Origin of the sequence: Acinetobacter sp. YH01024 (genome assembly GCF_013420195.1) — a bacterium.
Taxonomy (GTDB): domain Bacteria; phylum Pseudomonadota; class Gammaproteobacteria; order Pseudomonadales; family Moraxellaceae; genus Acinetobacter; species Acinetobacter amyesii.
Genome location: NZ_VOYQ01000006.1, coordinates 12,779 through 30,588, shown reverse-complemented (window position 1 = coordinate 30,588; position 17,810 = coordinate 12,779). Strand labels below are relative to the sequence as shown.

The 17,810-nt window shown below is 39.6% G+C and carries 20 protein-coding genes, 1 tRNA gene and 1 pseudogene; 17 read left to right on the top strand and 5 right to left on the bottom strand.

Annotation, left to right across the window (positions count from 1 at the left end; all coding sequences use genetic code 11):
• Positions 1–73: 73 nt before the first annotated feature.
• The 4 genes from pabC to FTT88_RS04590 all read left to right on the top strand — a co-directional run bounded on the left by pabC (position 74) and on the right by FTT88_RS04590 (position 3,041).
• Positions 74–883, top strand: coding sequence for an aminodeoxychorismate lyase (gene pabC, locus FTT88_RS04605; RefSeq protein ID WP_180173695.1), 810 nt, complete (start codon positions 74–76; stop codon positions 881–883).
• Position 884: 1 nt separating this feature from the next.
• Positions 885–1,937 carry an endolytic transglycosylase MltG gene (gene mltG / locus FTT88_RS04600; protein WP_180173694.1) on the top strand — a complete coding sequence of 351 codons (1,053 nt, stop codon included), beginning with the start codon at positions 885–887 and terminating at the stop codon, positions 1,935–1,937.
• A 9-nt stretch (positions 1,938–1,946) separates the two neighbouring features.
• Positions 1,947–2,552 (top strand): dTMP kinase, encoded by a 606-nt coding sequence (gene tmk, locus FTT88_RS04595; protein ID WP_180173693.1) that lies wholly within the window; start codon positions 1,947–1,949, stop codon positions 2,550–2,552.
• 69 nt (positions 2,553–2,621) lie between these two features.
• The gene (locus FTT88_RS04590) at positions 2,622–3,041 is read left to right on the top strand and encodes a PaaI family thioesterase (protein WP_180173692.1); all 420 of its coding nucleotides are present in this window, start codon (positions 2,622–2,624) and stop codon (positions 3,039–3,041) included.
• A gap of 80 nt (positions 3,042–3,121) precedes the next feature.
• On the opposite strand, the gene nadB is transcribed toward FTT88_RS04590, so the two are convergent.
• Entirely contained in the window at positions 3,122–4,768 is a 1,647-nt protein-coding gene (gene nadB, locus FTT88_RS04585) for an L-aspartate oxidase (protein WP_180173691.1), read from the bottom strand.
• Between the two features lie 228 nt (positions 4,769–4,996).
• Here nadB and FTT88_RS04580 point away from each other — a divergent pair, with 228 nt between their 5' ends.
• The 12 genes from FTT88_RS04580 to FTT88_RS04525 all read left to right on the top strand — a co-directional run bounded on the left by FTT88_RS04580 (position 4,997) and on the right by FTT88_RS04525 (position 15,226).
• Positions 4,997–6,379 carry a Do family serine endopeptidase gene (locus tag FTT88_RS04580; protein WP_168378034.1) on the top strand — a complete coding sequence of 461 codons (1,383 nt, stop codon included), beginning with the start codon at positions 4,997–4,999 and terminating at the stop codon, positions 6,377–6,379.
• 120 nt (positions 6,380–6,499) lie between these two features.
• Positions 6,500–6,949: a thioesterase family protein gene (locus FTT88_RS04575; RefSeq protein ID WP_078190331.1), complete on the top strand. Its 450-nt coding sequence runs from the start codon at positions 6,500–6,502 to the stop codon at positions 6,947–6,949.
• Between the two features lie 195 nt (positions 6,950–7,144).
• Entirely contained in the window at positions 7,145–8,962 is a 1,818-nt protein-coding gene (gene lepA / locus FTT88_RS04570) for a translation elongation factor 4 (protein WP_168378033.1), read from the top strand.
• A gap of 21 nt (positions 8,963–8,983) precedes the next feature.
• Positions 8,984–9,811, top strand: a complete 828-nt coding sequence (gene lepB / locus FTT88_RS04565; protein WP_180109508.1) for a signal peptidase I — start codon at positions 8,984–8,986, stop codon at positions 9,809–9,811.
• Between the two features lie 20 nt (positions 9,812–9,831).
• Positions 9,832–10,203, top strand: coding sequence for a DUF4845 domain-containing protein (locus FTT88_RS04560; protein WP_180007637.1), 372 nt, complete (start codon positions 9,832–9,834; stop codon positions 10,201–10,203).
• Positions 10,175–10,873 carry a ribonuclease III gene (gene rnc, locus FTT88_RS04555; protein ID WP_111883979.1) on the top strand — a complete coding sequence of 233 codons (699 nt, stop codon included), beginning with the start codon at positions 10,175–10,177 and terminating at the stop codon, positions 10,871–10,873. Before FTT88_RS04560 ends, rnc begins: the two co-directional genes overlap by 29 nt.
• Positions 10,873–11,901, top strand: a complete 1,029-nt coding sequence (gene era, locus FTT88_RS04550) for a GTPase Era (RefSeq protein WP_067765139.1) — start codon at positions 10,873–10,875, stop codon at positions 11,899–11,901. Before rnc ends, era begins: the two co-directional genes overlap by 1 nt.
• A 33-nt stretch (positions 11,902–11,934) precedes the next feature.
• Positions 11,935–12,135 (top strand): NF038104 family lipoprotein, encoded by a 201-nt coding sequence (locus FTT88_RS04545; protein WP_180063409.1) that lies wholly within the window; start codon positions 11,935–11,937, stop codon positions 12,133–12,135.
• Positions 12,136–12,143: 8 nt separating this feature from the next.
• A complete protein-coding gene (gene recO, locus FTT88_RS04540) occupies positions 12,144–12,860 on the top strand; it encodes a DNA repair protein RecO (protein ID WP_180063440.1) in 717 nt (238 codons plus the stop codon).
• A gap of 9 nt (positions 12,861–12,869) precedes the next feature.
• Positions 12,870–13,595 carry a pyridoxine 5'-phosphate synthase gene (pdxJ, locus tag FTT88_RS04535; RefSeq protein WP_111883982.1) on the top strand — a complete coding sequence of 242 codons (726 nt, stop codon included), beginning with the start codon at positions 12,870–12,872 and terminating at the stop codon, positions 13,593–13,595.
• 16 nt (positions 13,596–13,611) lie between these two features.
• Positions 13,612–14,265, top strand: coding sequence for a tRNA-(ms[2]io[6]A)-hydroxylase (locus FTT88_RS04530; protein ID WP_180170644.1), 654 nt, complete (start codon positions 13,612–13,614; stop codon positions 14,263–14,265).
• 136 nt (positions 14,266–14,401) lie between these two features.
• On the top strand, positions 14,402–15,226 hold the full coding sequence (locus FTT88_RS04525) for a DUF4198 domain-containing protein (protein WP_180173690.1): 825 nt from the start codon (positions 14,402–14,404) through the stop codon (positions 15,224–15,226).
• 45 nt (positions 15,227–15,271) lie between these two features.
• On the opposite strand, the gene FTT88_RS04520 is transcribed toward FTT88_RS04525, so the two are convergent.
• From FTT88_RS04520 to FTT88_RS04510, 3 genes are all read right to left on the bottom strand, one after another.
• Positions 15,272–15,586, bottom strand: coding sequence for a hypothetical protein (locus FTT88_RS04520; protein ID WP_180173689.1), 315 nt, complete (start codon positions 15,584–15,586; stop codon positions 15,272–15,274).
• Positions 15,587–15,747: 161 nt separating this feature from the next.
• Entirely contained in the window at positions 15,748–16,344 is a 597-nt protein-coding gene (locus FTT88_RS04515; RefSeq protein ID WP_180173688.1) for a hypothetical protein, read from the bottom strand.
• Between the two features lie 87 nt (positions 16,345–16,431).
• Positions 16,432–16,507, bottom strand: a tRNA-Asn gene (locus FTT88_RS04510).
• A gap of 251 nt (positions 16,508–16,758) precedes the next feature.
• Between FTT88_RS04510 and FTT88_RS04505 the strand changes: the two genes are divergently transcribed.
• A complete protein-coding gene (locus FTT88_RS04505) occupies positions 16,759–17,217 on the top strand; it encodes a hypothetical protein (RefSeq protein ID WP_180109504.1) in 459 nt (152 codons plus the stop codon).
• A 50-nt stretch (positions 17,218–17,267) separates the two neighbouring features.
• Here the strand turns inward: FTT88_RS04505 and FTT88_RS04500 are convergent.
• Positions 17,268–17,697 (bottom strand): annotated as a pseudogene (locus FTT88_RS04500) (PaaI family thioesterase).
• Positions 17,698–17,810: the final 113 nt, after the last annotated feature.

Here is a 17,810-nt window from a genome sequence, read left to right as displayed (position 1 = left end):
ATATGAACAAAAAAGAAATATATGCTGAATGATTATTTTTTAAAATAAAGTGATGTAATTGGGATGACGACGTATGCAGTGTTTTAAAAATGCGCAGCAAATAGAACAAGTTGATTTACTTGATCGCGCCTTTCACTATGGCGATGGCTGTTTTAGCACGGCACGTATTCGCCAAGGACAAATAGAACTATTAGCTTTGCATATTGCACGATTAAAACTGAGCAATGAGCGATTAAAGCTAAATGCAGATTTAAGCCTCATTGAAGACACTTTAAAATTGTTACGTAAACAAGATGTCGTCAATGGCACTTTAAAAATTGTGTTGAGTCGCGGTATCGGTCAGCGGGGTTATAGTTTGCCTGAGCATCCAGCAGATGTTTGGGTGTTTTATTACTCCAAAGCCGTTGCAGATTTTGAGTACGAAACTGTCGAAAGTGGTGTATTACATCAAGCAATTGGGTTAACCATGCCAAGTTTGGTGGGCTTAAAGTCCTTAAATCGATTAGAACAAGTCATGCTCAAAGCAGAGTTGGATCAAACCCCATGGGGCGAAGCTTTGGTGACGGATGTGCAAGGTACAGTTGTCGAAGGTGTGAGCAGTAATTGTTTTATTCGTACAAATGAAGGATGGATTACGCCCGAACTTCGTTATAATGGCGTGCATGGTGTCATGCGTGCAGAAATTTTAAAACGGATGCAGCAGCATCAGATTCCATGTAATCAACGTCACGTCAATATGGATGAAATTACGCATTTTCAGAGTGTTTTTTTCTGCAATGCTTTAAGTCCCATGAAAATTGCATCAACTCTGAATGGAGTTGAGTTAGATGTTCAAGCTTGTATTGAACTTTTCCGAACACTTCAATTAAGTCAGATTCGTTAATATGTCCACCGCGTCTAAAAAAACAAATAAGAAAAAATCTGCCAAAGCAGGTTTTCCATTTAAAGCATGTTTGGTTGTGCTACTTGGTATCGTTGTACTTGTGGCGATTTTACTGTGGTCGAGTTTATTTAAAGCCTATCCTGTGGAAGGCAAAAAGCAAATGTTGGCGATTGGTGCAGGGGATACCTATTCAGGTTTTATTGACCGACTTTCCAAAGAGAAACAAGTTCATTTTCCTATTATTTTAAAGTTGTACCAAAAGTTCATGATTAATGACACCTTAAAAGCAGGTGTGTATGAAATCCATGAAGGTATGAGTGTACGAGAAGTTATGGAGTTGATTTCGAATTCTGAAAATGCGCAAATGAATCGAATTTTAGTGATCGAAGGGACGACATTTAAGCAACTGATAGATGCGTTAAAAAATGATCCTTTGGTGACACATGACATCAGTCATTTACCGTATACACAAATCTTAAAAGAGCTCGGCATTCCGTATTCACATCCTGAAGGATTATTTGCACCGAATACGTATTTCTTTGCAAAAGGCGAGTCTGATCGAAAAATTTTGAAGAATTTGTATAACCGACAAATCAAAGCCTTAGATCAGGCTTGGAATAATCGAGCTCAAAATTTACCGTACAAAGATAAATATGAAGCCTTAATTATGGCGTCGATTATTGAAAAAGAAACCAGTATTGATAGTGAGCTTGAACAAGTGTCTGGTGTATTTGTGCGTCGTCTCAAACAAGGGATGCGTTTGCAAACAGATCCAACTGTGATTTACGGTATGGGCGATAAGTACAACGGTAATATTACGCGTCAGGACTTACGTACACCAACAGCCTATAACACTTACACGATTAATGGTTTACCACCAACACCGATTGCTTTGCCGAGTCAAAAAGCCATTGAAGCTGCAATGCATCCTGATTCATCTAACAATATATATTTTGTTGCAACAGGAAATGGCGGCCATAAATTTAGCAGTAATTTGCAAGACCATAACCGCGCGGTACAAGAATATTTATCTGTAATTCGTGCGAAAAACTAAGGAGTGAGCATGTTTATTAGCTTTGAAGGCACGGAAGGTGTGGGTAAAACTACACTCATTCGTAAATTACATGATCATTTCCAAAATTTGGGTAAAAATGTCGTACTTACACGTGAGCCGGGTGGTACACCTATGGCTGAACAAATTCGTGCATTACTTTTGGCCGTCAATCATGATGAAGCAATGAGTGATGATACAGAGTTGTTACTTATGTATGCTGCACGCGCACAGCATTTGGCGCGCGTGATTTTACCTGCATTGGCAGAAGGTAAAATCGTTTTATGTGACCGTTTTACAGATTCGAGTTTTGCATATCAGTGTGCAGGCCGTGGTTTGGACCGAGAAAAACTGAAAGTTTTAAATGGCGGTTTTGTGGCGCGTATGCCTGATATTACCTTTTGGTTAGATGCACCGATTGAAACGGGGATGTTACGTGCACGTGAACGTGGTGCTTTGGATCGATTTGAGCAAGAGAAAGCAACGTTCTTTGAGAAAGTGCGTTCAGGTTTTGCTGAAATCCATGAAAATGAGCCTGCACGCATGAAGCGCCTCGATGCGACACAAACACCTGAACAGGTTTTTCAACAGGCATTATTGCATTTGCAACAGATCTAAAATGCCATAGTAATCTTTAGGTATTTGATTTAAAAATCATTCATAGCATAAGTTATGGATGATTTTTTTATGCCGCATCGAAAGCAGGCGATTATTGATTTTTTACAATGTGAATTTGCCCCAAGTTTAAAAAATTGCACGATTAAAGAAGTTGGACAGCAAACGGCGACCTTAATTTGGCATGTCACAGAACAAGATCTAAGACCGGGCAATACGATTTCTGGCCCAACCATGATGACTTTGGCTGACTTTGCGCTATATGTGGCTATATTGGGGGAGATCGGGATTGTAGGACTGGCGGTCACGACCAATATGAATATTAATTTTTTAAGAAAACCCGAAGCCAATCAAGATTTAATAGGCGAGTGTCGATTGCTGAAAGTGGGCAAAAGTATAATTTATGGTGAGGTGTTGGTGTATTCAGCAGGTGTGGATGAGCCTGTTGCACATATAACAGGGAGTTATTCTATTCCACCAAAACGAATATAAAGGCTCAATTGCATTTGCTGATTCAAATAAAAAGCCGAATTTATATTCGGCTTTTTATGGTTTTTAGACATTTTAGATGTTTAAGAAACCAGTTCTGTATTCACCAATGGACATTCCACTTGGAAATTGGGTGGACTTAACACAGTTTTACGTAGTTCGTCTGCTTGTTCAGGATAGTCTAAAGTGAAATGCAGACCACGAGACTCTTTACGTTCCATTGCACAGCGCACAATCATTTCTGATACCAATACTAAGTTACGGAGTTCAATCAGATTTTTACTGACTTGATAATCTTGATAATACTCGGTGATTTCACGCTTAAGCATTTCAATACGATGGAGCGCACGTTGAAGTCGCTTGGTTGTTCTGACAATACCGACGTAGTTCCACATGGTTTGGCGAAGTTCATCCCAATTCTGCAAAATCACCACGTCTTCATCAGGGTTGGTCACTTGCGAGTCATCCCATTCTGGGACATGAGGCGCCTGATAAGTTCCTTGATGCTGTGCTGTGATATGTGTTGAAGCACTCATACCATAGACGAAACATTCAAGTAAGGAGTTACTTGCCATACGGTTTGCACCATGTAGGCCGGTATAAGAGGTTTCTCCAATGGCATATAGGCCTGGAATATCGGTCTGACTGTTTTCATCAACCACAACGCCACCACAGGTGTAGTGTGCTGCCGGAACCACCGGAATCATTTCTTTGGTAATATCAATACCGAGTTCCATTAAGCGTGCATACAATGTTGGGAAATGTTCTTTGACAAATTCTGCAGGTTTATGGGTGATATCAAGCCAAACATGACGGATTCCTAGACGTTTGATTTCATAATCAATAGCGCGCGCTACGATATCGCGTGGTGCTAATTCGGCACGCTCATCAAAGCGCAGCATAAAGCGTTCACCATCTGGAAGACGTAAATAGGCACCTTCGCCACGCATCGCTTCGGTAATTAAGAAAGAGCGAGCTTGAGGATGATATAAACAGGTTGGATGGAATTGGTTAAACTCCATATTGGCAACACGGCAGCCTGCACGATACGCCATGGCAATACCATCACCCGTCGCAATGTCGGGATTTGATGTATATAAATATGCTTTCATGGCACCACCACAGGCAAGGGCAGTGAAGGGTGCTAAAAAGGTATGTACTTTTTCGGTTTTTTCATCTAAAGCATACAGACCGAGAGCACGGTTTTCAGTTTCAGGATTTAACTTTTGTGCGGTAATTAGATCTATCGCGATATAGTTTTCAAAGATCTGAATATTTGATTTTTCTTGGGCGCGTTCTACCAATGTTGTGGAAATTGCACGTCCAGTTGCATCCGCTGCATGAATTATACGGCGCTGAGAGTGGCCACCTTCTCGGGTCAGATGTAGCTGTTCTTGTTCGTCTAAAGTAAATTGTACCCCTTGATTCAGTAGAAAATCGACAGAGGGCTTACCACCTTCAACGGTTTGTTTTACCGCCGCCATTTCACATAAATGTGCACCTGCAATCATGGTGTCATCGATATGTTGTTCAATGGAATCTGTTTTATCGAGGACGGCTGCCACGCCACCTTGGGCAAAATATGTACTGGCATCCGTCAGCGTCGACTTAGCTAAAACAGCAATATTAAAATGATCTGGTAACGAGAGGGCTAAACTTAAACCTGCACCGCCACTTCCCACAATAATCACATCAAATTGATGTGTCGTGTTTAAATTAGACATGTCCATCAGCTAATTTTAAAAATGTCCGATCATCACAACTGTTTTTGCCTAAAAACGCAATGACTATAAATTAACTAAATAATGAAAAATATTCATGGATCTGTAATATTTAAGGAATGTTTAAGATTGTTTATCCTAAATATTCATCAAACATTTTATTACGAAGCTTAGACTTGCATTGTGATAAAAACTAACGTATTTCAAATGATAAGCACAATTGAGTGAATGCTAACAATGAATAAATCGTATTTACAAAAGGGACTTTATGCAGCTGTGTTTACGGTTGCTAGCGTACAAACGCAGGCAGCAGGTCCTGTTGATTTTTCCAATTTGGTTGAACAGGTCAGCCCAGCTGTCGTAAGCGTGAATGTGGTTAAAAAGCTCAGTCAAGAAGAGCTTTTACAGCAGCAAGTCCCAGAAATATTACGACGCTTTTTTGGTAATCAGGTCGTTATCCCGCAGCAAAAAATGCCGCAAGAAAAGACCGGTTATGGAAGCGCATTCTTTATTAGTAAAGATGGTTATCTATTAACTAATCACCATGTGGTAGAAGATGCATCGAAAGTCACCATCGTATTGAATGACCGCCGTGAAATTGATGCCACCGTTGTGGGTAGTGATGAGCGGACTGATGTGGCTTTGCTAAAGGTGAAAGGTTCAAATTTTCCAGAGCTACGCACAGGTAATGTTGACCGTTTACGTGTAGGTGAGCCAGTGTTGGCTATTGGTTCACCATTTGGTTTTGACTATTCAGCTTCGGCAGGGATTGTCAGTGCGAAAATGCGCAATATGATGGGAGAAACCTCGGTTCCATTTATTCAAACCGATGTGGCATTGAACCCCGGAAACTCAGGCGGCCCTTTATTTAACCAGTCTGGTGAAGTGGTTGGGGTGAACTCTCGTATCTTTAGTGGTACGGGTGGTTATATGGGTTTATCGTTCTCGATTCCTATTGATGTGGCGATGGATGTTGCAGACCAATTAAAGAAAAACGGCAAGGTGACACGTGCTTACTTAGGCGTTATGCTGCAAGATATCGATCGGAATCTTGCTGAATCCTATAACCTTTCAAAACCTGAGGGCTCATTGATTACTCAAGTTGCACCGAATTCACCCGCAGCAAAAGCTGGCTTTAAAGCGGGTGATGTCATTTTGAAATTTAATGGTACACCGATTTCACGTACTGGCGAACTACTGAATTATCTCAATCGTACAGGTCCTAATCAAAGTATTCAGCTTGAAGTATTACGTGATGATAAACGCCAAAACATTTCAGCAACCTTGATCACTGCACCAGATGATACGCCTGCAAAAGCTGAAATTGCACCTGTGAAAAAAGGCCCGGTGATTGGGGTGTCAATTCGTAATTTAACTGCAGATGAATTAAAGCAACTGAGTGTGAAAGGTGGTGTATTAATTCAAGATGTACGAGCTAGTGGTATTGCTGCACAAGCGCGAATTCAGCCGGGTGACGTTGTGACTCAAGTTAATAATAAAGCTGTGAATAATGCAGAAGATTTTGTGAAAGTTATTTCAGAATTGAAAAATGGCAGCATTGCACGTGTTTCTTTGATTCGTCAGGGGCAACGTGCGATTGTGGGCATGCGCATTCAATAATGAATTACTGAATGAAAACCACTCCAAGCGAGTGGTTTTTTTAACTTTAGTGTTTTTGCAATTTACCCTTAGATAAAAATGAGTAGACTGTGGAGCATATTTTAAAATTTGCAGGACGCTATGAGCGATATCTTTGATTTAAAAATTACAGTTCAAGCTGAACATATCGACACATTAAATCATGTGAATAACGTGGTGTACGTCAGTTGGATGCAAGATGTCGCGACAGCACATATTGAAGCCTTGGGTTTAGGCTTAAAAGAATATATTGAATTGAAGCATGCCATGGTTGCTGTTGAGCATCATGTGCAATATCGCAAAGCAGCAGTTGAAGGTGAGGAGATTATTCTGCGAACGTGGCTCAATGATATCAATGCGTTGTATTCATTTCGTCAGTATGTATTTTATCGACCTAAAGACAAAGCGATATTATTTACAGGCAATACGCAGTGGGCATGCATTGAAATTGCCACAGGTCGTCCAAAACGCATGTCGCCAACCTTTACCCAAGCGTATCAACCTATTGCGGATAGCCTAAATCCGCTGGATTTTAGTGCTTATGATCTTTGAGTTTGATTTTATCGCAAAATTTCAAACCAAGACTAGCCAAGTTCTCCATGTAGGATGAATGACTTGCATAAAAGCAATGCATTATTTTCGATACTTTGAAAAATCCATCTGCTATAATCCTCGGCAATTTCTATTCGGCTTTTGCTATGCATAAAGAATTGCATGTATAGCGCTTTTATTTTTCCAAGGTAGCCCATGGCGCAAGCTAAAAAATCTGTTGATATAAAAAACATTCGTAACTTCTCGATCATTGCGCATATCGACCATGGTAAGTCGACCCTTGCCGACCGATTTATTCAAACTTGTGGTGGTTTGCAAGATCGTGAAATGCAGGCGCAGGTTCTAGATTCTATGGAATTGGAACGTGAGCGTGGTATTACGATTAAAGCTGCGTCAGTGACTTTGTATTACACCCATCCTAATGGTGAAGAATACCAACTCAACTTCATTGACACACCGGGGCACGTTGACTTTTCTTATGAAGTTTCACGTTCATTGGCTGCGTGTGAAGGTGCACTATTGGTTGTCGATGCTGCACAAGGGGTAGAAGCACAATCTGTAGCGAATTGCTATACCGCAATTGAACAAGGTTTAGAAGTCCTACCTGTTTTAAATAAAATTGATTTGCCGCAAGCAGAGCCAGAGCGTGTTATTCAAGAAATTGAAGACATTATTGGTATCGAAGCGACTGAAGCACCTACATGTTCAGCTAAAACCGGTCTAGGCATTGAAGGGGTGCTTGAAACACTGGTAAATGTTATTCCTGCACCCGAAGGCGATCGTAATGCACCATTACAAGCCTTAATTGTTGACTCTTGGTTCGACAACTATTTGGGCGTGGTTTCTTTAGTTCGTATTAAAGAAGGTCGTGTGCGTAAAGGCGATAAAATGTTGATGAAATCAACAGGTCAAACGCACATCATTACTTCAGTAGGTATTTTTAATCCTAAACATACAGAAACTGACATGCTCGAAGCAGGTGAAGTTGGTTTCGTGATCGCGGGTATTAAAGATATTTTTGGTGCTCCAGTTGGTGATACGATTACCTTGGCAACTACACCAGAAGTTGAAAGCTTACCGGGTTTCAAAAAAGTGAAACCACAGGTCTATGCAGGTTTATTCCCAATCGATTCAAGTGAATTTGAACCGTTCCGTGAGGCGCTGCACAAACTGCAAATTAATGACTCAGCGTTGTTCTTTGAACCTGAAAGTTCAGATGCACTTGGTTTTGGCTTCCGTTGTGGCTTCTTGGGTATGCTGCACATGGAAATTGTACAAGAACGTTTAGAACGTGAGTATGATCTGGACCTGATTTCTTCAGCACCAACCGTAATTTATGAAGCGGTGATGAAAAATGGTCAAACCATTTATATCGATAGTCCTTCTAAAATGCCGGATGGTTCAACAGTTGAAGACTTACGTGAGCCAATTGCTGAATGTCACATTTTAGTACCGCAAGAATACTTGGGTAATGTGATGACTTTATGTGTTGAACGTCGCGGCGTTCAAAAGAATATGAAGTTCATGGCGAACCAAGTGGCCATTACGTTTGAAATTCCAATGGCTGAAGTGGTAATGGATTTCTTTGATAAGTTGAAATCATGTTCACGTGGCTTTGCATCGCTTGACTATAGCTTTGTCCGTTTTGAGAGTTCATCTTTGGTTAAGGTGGATGTGCTAATTAATGGTGAGAAGGTTGATGCTTTGGCCATGATTTGTCACCGCCAAGATGCTCGTCACCGTGGTATTGCTTTAGTTGAAAAAATGAAAGACTTGATTCCACGTCAAATGTTTGATGTGGCTATTCAAGCAGCAATTGGCGCGCAAATCATTGCACGTTCAACTGTAAAAGCGATGCGTAAAAACGTTTTGGCTAAATGTTATGGTGGTGACGTGTCGCGTAAGAAGAAACTTCTTGCGAAACAAAAAGAAGGTAAGAAACGTATGAAACAAGTGGGCAGCGTCGAAATCCCACAAGAAGCGTTCCTTGCGGTATTGAAAGTAGAAAGATAATAAATAGAGGTTTATGAGCTCATGGATTTTGACTTTAATTTGATCCTTGTTCCTGCCACAGTCATTTTTTTCTTAATTTGGCTGTTGGATAAGTTTGTCTGGAAACAACGACAGACCAAAGGTAAAGGGAATGAAAATGTCGTTATCGCATGGGCTTATGACTTTTGGCCGATTCTAGCGATAGTTTTGGTAATGCGTTCATTCTTATATGAGCCATTTAATATTCCATCAGACTCTATGGTTCCAACTTTAGAGACAGGTGATTTTATTGTGGTGAATAAATATCAGTATGGCGTACGATTACCTATTATTAATAAAAAAATTATTGATGTTGGTGAGCCTGAACGTGGAGATGTCATTGTATTCCGTTATCCACCACAACCAACCATTAGCTATATTAAACGTGTGGTTGGTTTACCAGGGGATCATATTATTTATGATCATGGTCAACTGAGTGTGAATGGTCAGAAAGTGGCAAAAGTTCCTGTGGAATTTAGCCGTGAAAAAGATCAACTCGACACACCTACATCGATTTATCATAAAGAAACCATGGGTAAGCATACGTTTACCATGCGTGAGCTTGAAGGTGTCAATGTTGCGCGCCAAGCGCCATTTATCAACTATGTTGAAAATGGTAAATATTCAACAGAAAATGGTTTATATTGGGAAGTTAAGGTTCCTAAAGGTCACTATTTCGCGATGGGGGATAATCGTGATCAAAGTGCGGACAGTCGTTTTTGGGGCTTTGTGCCTGAAGAAAACCTCACTGGACGTGCTTTTTACAAGTGGATGCATAAGGAACCTGGTTTAAAACTGCCTTCATTTAGTCGTAATGGCAGTATTGATTAGTCTTACATCAGGAAAATAAAATGAGACATCAACGGGGAACGTCTTATATTGCAATTTTAATTGCTATTATTGGTTTTGCTTTTTTAGCTAAAGCATTAATTGCGGTTTGGGGACCGTATGTTGACGACCGTCTCGTCAACAATGAAATTGAAGATTTGATGAAGAGCAGTCCTAAAAATATTGCTCCTAGTAAGTTTGAGTCACAAATGTCACAACGCTTAGATATGAATGGTGTGCGTGATTTAAACTTTAAAGATATTGCTCAAGTCACTAATGTAGACGGTCTACAAGTGAAAACAGATTATGAAATAAGAAAGCCTTTCTTATTGAATATTGATATTGTGTTGAAGTTCGAGAAAAGTTTTGATCAAAGCTCAGTCCAAGCTAAATGAAGCTCGTTTAGCAAGTCGTATCGGTTATCAGTTTAAACAACCTGAATTGTTACAACTGGCCTTGACCCACCGATCGGTGAGCCATAAATACAATTATGAACGCCTAGAATATCTGGGCGATTCATTATTGGGTATGATAATTGCCAATTATCTATACCATGCCTACCCGCATGAAAATGAAGGGCGTCTAACGCGTATGCGTGCGACACTGGTTCGTCAGGAAGCGTTAGGTAAAATTGCCAATGACTTAAAACTCAGTCAAGAATTAATCTTGAGTACAGGTGAGTTGAAATCTGGCGGTCATCATCGCGAGTCTATACTGGCGGATACTGTTGAATCGATCATTGGAGCAATCTATGTCGATTGTCAGGATTTAAAAATTCTGGAACCGATTGTTCTTAAATGGTATGTGCCATATTTAGATCATATTGAACCGACCGATCAACTGAAAGACCCTAAATCACGTTTACAAGAGTATTTACAAGCACGTAAAAAACCTCTCCCGGTTTACGAGGTTGTAGATATTCAGGGTGATGCTCCAAACCAACATTTTAAAGTTGAATGTACGGTAGAAGGGCTACCTGTTAAATACGGTGAAGGTTCAAGCCGTCGCTTTGCTGAACAGGCAGTAGCGGCAGAAATCTTAGAAATTTTGGAGAAAAAGTCTTAATGACTACTCATTCCGATCACGTAGATGCTGATCACGAGTCGCAAGGCGACAGTAACGATTTAATTAGTCAGTTTTTTAGTGCACAAGGTACTGAAATTCCTGCCGATTTTAAAAGTGGTTTTGTGGCGATTGTCGGTCGTCCAAACGTGGGTAAATCAACGTTAATGAACCATATTTTGGGTCAAAAACTTTCAATTACGTCACGTAAACCACAAACGACGCGTCATAAAATTGTGGGTATTGACTCACGCGAAAAGTCTCAGGCAGTATTCGTGGATACGCCAGGGATGCACAAAAAAGAAGTCCGTGCCATCAATAAAATGATGAACCGTGCGGCACATTCTGCACTTCGTGATGTGAACTTAGTTTTGTTTGTGATTGATGCAGACAAATGGACACAGAATGATGATTTAGTATTAGAAAAACTAAAAAATGCTGATATGCCGGTTATTCTTGTGATCAATAAAATTGATACGTTAGAAAACAAAAACCATGCATTACCCTTGATACAAGAGCGTGCAAAATTGATGAATTTTGCAGAAATTGTTCCTGTGTCAGCGTTGCGTGGTGCAAATTTAGATCATTTGCGCAGTACGATTGAGAAATATCTGCCATTCCAACCACCATTGTATTCACTTGAGCAATTGACCGATCGTTCAGAGCGCTTCCTTGCGTCTGAAATTATCCGTGAAAAAATCATGCGTCAATTGGGTGAAGAGCTGCCTTATGATTTAACGGTTCAAATTGAGTCGTTTAAAACAGAAGAAGCAACGGTTAATCCAAAAACGGGTCGTCCTAAAGCGGCGTGTACCTATATTGATGCGACGATTTTTGTCGATCGTTCTGGCCAAAAAGCCATTGTGATTGGTGAAAAAGGTGCCAAACTGAAGAAAATCGGTATGGATGCACGTGTGGATATGGAAAAAATGTTCGAGCAAAAAATCATGCTGACACTTTGGGTGAAAGTCAAAGGTGGTTGGTCTGATGATGAGCGTGCATTGAAAAGCCTGGGTTATAGCGATATTTAATTGCTGGACATTTAAAACTTTGAGGGAAGAGTAATGATGAGAGTATTAGCTGTAGTGGCATGTGTTTTGTTTCTACAAGGGTGTATTCATAAAATCGTTACTGTTCCTGTCAAAGTGGCTTATAAAACCACAAAGGGCGTGGTCAAAGGCACTGCTGCAGTTGTGGGTGCAGTCATTCCAGATGGGGATGATGAAGAAGATGAAGACGAAAAGAAAAAGAAAGACAAGGATTAATATTTTAAATCATGCGTAATGAGATACTGCATGGTTATTTAATTCACCATCGTAAATATCGTGAAAAAAGTCATATCGTGCACCTGTTTACGCAGGAGCATGGCCGAGTTGACGGTATTCTCAGACAAACACCTCCGCCTCAGTATCAACCGATTTGCTTGCAAGCATCCGGCAAGTCTGAGCTTAAAAATTTCAGTAAACTTGAAATTGTGAATCAACCCATTTTCTTTTTTGGGGATGCTTTTTTTTCAGGTTTTTATTTAAATGAAGTTTTATTGAGGTTATGTCCTTTAGAGGTCGAGATGCCAGAGACATTTGCTCAATATGCGCATACCTTAGAACAACTCCAATGCATGTCTGCGCAGGACAATCCTGATCTTTTTTTGCGACAAATCCTTAGACAGTTTGAGCATGAGTTGCTTGAAGAATTGGGTTATGCGCTAGATTATTCAACTGATGCAAATCAACAGCAAATTCAGCTTCATGAAAATTATCAATTTCATTTAAATGAAGGTTTTCAACCTGTCATTAAAGCCTCACGCGCAACATTGTCAGGTCAACATATTTTAAGTATGTGTGATTATGAAAAAGGTGGGGAATTTAATTCTGAACAGTTACAATTACTGTCTAAGTTGTACCGACAAATGATTACTTCCTTGCTTGGCGATCGTCCATTAAAAAGTCGTCAATTGTGGATACAGAATTCTCAAACTCAACGTCATTAGGAAAGAATTATGGCAGCTTTGCTTGGTGTAAATATTGACCATGTGGCAACACTACGAAATGCACGTGGGACAACTTATCCAGATCCTGTGAATGCCGCAATCATTTGTGAGCAAGCGGGGGCGGAAGGGATTACGCTGCATTTACGTGAAGATCGTCGCCATATTAAAGATGATGATGTACGTCGAATGCGTTCTGTATTAAAAACCCATATGAACCTTGAAATGGCAGTGACCAATGAAATGGTTGAATTTGCCAAAGAGATTCAGCCGCATCATGTATGCTTTGTTCCTGAAAAGCGTGAAGAAGTCACGACTGAAGGTGGTCTAGATGTGGTTGGGCATTTTGAAGATGTAAAAAACGCGACTCAAGCACTCGCGGCGATTGGTTGCGAAGTTTCATTATTTATTGATGCTGACTTTGCTCAAATTGATGCAGCGATTGCCTGTGGTGCGCCTACGATTGAGTTGCATACAGGTGCATATGCAGATGCTGAAACACCTGAAGCGCAGAAAGCAGAGCTGGAACGTATTATTCGAGGTGCTGAATATGCGGCATCTAAAGGATTGATTGTGAATGCTGGTCATGGCTTAAATATTGACAATGTCACTCCGATTGCGCGCATTGCTCAAATTCATGAACTAAATATTGGTCACTCGATTATTGCTGATGCTGTATTTATTGGATTGGCACAGTCTGTAAAACAAATGAAAGCTGCGATTAAATCTGCACGTTAATTTTTAAGTAAAGTATATGTCAAATATTGATTATGATGCCCTAATGAAGCCAGTCATTGGCTTCTTGGGGTGTGAAACACCAAAAGCATGGCTAGATGAAGCTTTAAATAATTTGGATATCCTGATGCAGGATCATGCCAATTGTGAAAAGAAAGCAGCAAGTACAGCAATGAATTTGATGTTTCGTTATAGTTTTTTCTCGGATTTACAAATCAAACTGGCACAGCTAGTACGTGAAGAAATGCTGCACTATGAGCAAGTGCTGGAACTGATGGCAAAACGTGGTCAGGAATGGACTGCAATCAGTGCTGGTCGGTATGCAGGTGGTCTACGTAAAGAAGTGCGGACTTACGAGCCAGAAGCGTTAATTGATATCTTGGTGATTGGCGCATTTGTTGAAGCACGGTCATGTGAGCGTTTCTATGCGCTTGCACCACATGTGGATGAAGAGTTGGGGCGTTACTACCGCTATTTGCTAAAGTCTGAATCACGCCATTATGAGGACTATTTAGCATTGGCCACGGATGTGGCGATGACCAATAAGCTAAAGAACCCGAAAGAAGATATTCAGATGCGTATTGAGCATATTCGTGAAGTTGAAAAAAATCTGATTAGCAGCCCAGATGATTTATTCCGCTTTCATAGTGGTGTGCCAGTCAAAGCAGCTTGATAAAATAATCCTCCAAAATGGGGGATTTTTTATGCACTTAAAATAAACGATAATAAGAATTATTTACAATTGTCTTGGGTGAATCTAAAATGAAACGATCTCTATGAATCAAACAATTTAAGCTCACTTATTCAATATGAAATTACAATTCACTTTACTCTGTATCGCTTTGTGTGCGGTTGGTCAGGCTGAAGCGCATTATCCTTATGTTGCACCTCTAAACTATCAAACATTTAATAATCATAGTGCCATTCTTTCTGGTTTTTATGACAATCCGTTTGTTTCTGAAATAGCCATTAAAAATTTTAATTTCCATGTACATACACCGTCTGGTGAAAAGCTGCATTTAACGGAAACTGATTGGGCAAAAACGCAAACAGTCAGCAGCTATAGTTTAGAAAATAAGCAAGATGGCACGTATCGTATTCGCGGTGAAAAGCAGGGAAGTACAGCGCGTTTTGCTTATGATCAAAAGCAGTGGAAAGCGTTAATCAATGGTGTGCGTGATCCTCAAAAAACTGCGAATGCAAATGTCATTTATACAGCCGAGTTGACTAAAAAGTCGCAAATCAAAAGTATTCAAACGCAGGAAATCATTGAAACTTTTGTATCACGCCGTGCAACCTCTACACATGTGGTGAATCATTTACATGATGGCTTTGATGTGCAATTTAAAACCCATCCAAATGCTATAAAGCATAATGAGCCTGTGCAACTGAAAGTGCTAGATCAGAAAAAAGCGGTTGCGGGTTTACAGGTTGAAATTTTGCAGCAAACCACGGATTACAGCCGTGAAGGAAAAGTTTATAAAACGCTTAAAACTGATCAAGATGGAAATTTGAATTTTAACCTATCAGATCGTGGTCAGTATTTGCTGAAAATGGATTATCAACAGCCTTTTGAAATGAAGGAACACGCATTAAAACGATATAAATATACTTTGAGTTTTAATGTGATTTAAAGAGAAAAAGCTCTGCGATTTGCGGAGCTTTTTTATGAAAATGATTTAGCTATCTTTAGGTTCAAGATAAAACATCGATAAACCTATCAATAAAATTAAACTGGTTTGAGTGAAAAAGTGTTTATTAAAACCACCATAATATTGCTGCGAATAGCCTGCAATCAGTAAACAACCCGTTAAATAAAGCAATCGATAATATCGGCTCTCAAAACAATAACAGACACTTGCAAAACATAAAATCAGGCAGCCAATCACCATATAGTGGATATCCCAAATGATGGTGTTGATTGCAAATAAAAGTGCTGAAAGTGCGCCGATAGATAAATTACGTAGGTTTTCAAACCCTTGAAAAATATGCATCAAAGCTAATATGAAGAGTGGTAATAGAGCAAGGGTATATTTTATTTTCATACTCTTTTGAGTCATGAGCATATAATTTTGCTGTTTCTCAACAATTGGGCTAGTACTGATGCTTAGGCGAAGTCATTGCAGGGTTAAGTGTTCAGGGATATTGGCTTTAACTAAAAATTTGAGTGTGGCTTGCGGTGGAATAATATAATTTTCTTGGAAATCATGACCATAAAACATCCAAGACTTATTGGTTTCCAATGTGTGATATTGCGTATTTTTTGAGTTGAGATGTTAAAGAGTTGTCCACTTGCATTTAACCCAGCTTTCATACATGGAGTTTCTTTCTCGTGAACAATACATAACGGAAGTACCGAAATTTCAAGATCTTTTCGTGTTTGTTGCTGACCTGCAAAATCGATATGAACATATAACTGATCAGATTGGTTTTGCAGCGTAATCGGTGTGCTTGACCAATATTGTCCTTCTGTCATCTCATTCAATACAGATTCAGATATTTCGCGAATAATATTGTGATTTTGAATCTGCTGAGGTGGAACCAACCATTGTAGCTTGCTGTCAAGAAGGGTGTTCGATTCACTATTATATAAATTGGGTGGTGTTTTGAAATGTTGCTCAATTTCACTTTCGGGTGTGCAGCTCACCAAATAAATTGCAAATGGGCTGATAAAAATTAAAAGAAAAATGAATGCAGTGAGATAGTGTTTTAAGGCAGTTTTATTTGATTCAGCATCAACTTGAATGAACATTTTTTTATTTTAATGACAATGACTTATAGATTATATGTAAATCATAGGCATTAAAAAAGCCCATTTAAATAAATGGGCTTTAGAATTTGGCTCTCCAACCTGGGCTCGAACCAGGGACCTGCGGATTAACAGTCCGTCGCTCTACCGACTGAGCTATTGGAGAATCTGAATGCGATTATAAGCAGATTTTGAAGAGGGTCAAGCTAAAAATACCAATATGAGGAGAAATGCGTGATAGATGTTTTTTATTTGAACAAAAAGAAGGATTTTTTAGAAAAAATGAATCTTAGGCTTGCAAAGAAAAAATTCAATTGATAGTCTGAATGCAACAACAGAGCGTTTAAACATATGTTTAAACAGTGTGGATTTAAACCCAACTTGCCAGCACTAAAATGGCTAAACAGGAGAAAGCGAATGAATACGCTGACTATTTCTCAGATTTTTTCAAATTTTTCTTTTTACCAAGAAAACTATCTTTCCATTATTAGTAATCAAGAGCAATATCAAACACCTGTCGAAGGTGCATACGTTGACGTTTGGCCTTTGGGTCGACGTGACTTGGCATTGGGTGATTTATTACAACTGTGGTTTAGTGAAAAATGGTTGATCAATGTACCATGTCATTTACGTTTTGAACATAAAGATGATGGTCGTCGTGTGCCTTTAAAACGCAAGCAAGATTTGTATTTATACCAATTGGCAGGTAATGCATTATCAGGCTCAAATTGTTCTAAAGTATGGTCTATCTCAGAACAACGGGAACTTCGTGTTGAGTTAGATAGTGCTTTAAAATATTACTGCTTTCAAAAGGGCAGTAATCGCATTGATCTAAGCGAAGGCCAATTAATTCGTGCCTTACATTCAGCAATTTAAGTTTGAATCATCATCTGCTCGCATTGAATTGCGAGCAGAAAAATAAAATATTAAGGACGTATAATCATGCAGGTTGCAGTTGCATGTGCATAAAGTTTGCCATTGTCATCAATAATTTTCCCTTCAGAAATCCCTAAATTTGTACTGATATTAATGACTGTTCCTATCGCTGTAAGTTCAACATCCTTTGGGATTGGGCGACACATTTTTATATTTAAGTCGATGGTGCCATAACCTACACCTGCCTCTAATAACGTGTGAATGGCACAACCTGTCACAGAGTCGAGTACAGTAGCAGCAAAGCCACCATGCACGCCGCCTAGCGGATTTAAGTGTCGTGCATCTGCTTTAGCCTTAAAGCTAATACTGCCCTTAGATACTTCATAAGGCAATAGTTTCGCTAATACTTGCAGGAGGAATTTTCCCTGCACACATGGCTTGTAGAAGTTGCAGTCCGGTCATTTCTTTTGGGTTCATTATTCTGGCCTATTTTACGAGTTCTAAAAAGGAATCTAAGTTTAACATAGCTAATTGTTGAAATTATTGTCAAGTTGATTCTTTGAAGCTTTCATTGAGTAATCTTGCATTTAGTA